We start from the raw sequence: 243 nt of genomic DNA, 5'->3' as shown, positions 1-243 counted from the left end.
GCCATAGAAGTCGATGAAGAAGGACAAGTCAGCAGCCAAACCACACCGAGTAAGGACAGCGATGCCCGTTGGATAAAGAAAAACGGCCTCTACAAACTCGGCTACAAACAACATACCCGTACCGATGCAGAAGGCTATATCGAGAAACTGCACATTACCCCCGCCAATGCCCATGAGTGCAAACAGCTGTCGCCTTTGTTGGAAGGACTGCCCAAAGGTACGACCGTCTATGCCGATAAAGGC

1 protein-coding gene is annotated in these 243 nt (G+C 51.0%); it reads left to right on the top strand.

Annotated elements, in window-relative coordinates; all coding sequences use genetic code 11:
- The coding region (locus HMPREF2572_RS04270) for a transposase (protein WP_148132283.1) at positions 1–243 on the top strand (243 nt) is incomplete at both ends.

It is taken from the genome of Neisseria sp. HMSC064E01, assembly GCF_001808875.1.
GTDB lineage: Bacteria > Pseudomonadota > Gammaproteobacteria > Burkholderiales > Neisseriaceae > Neisseria > Neisseria sicca_A.
The sequence above is the reverse complement of the archived record's forward strand: the minus strand, read 5'-3'. Positions and strand labels throughout refer to the sequence as shown.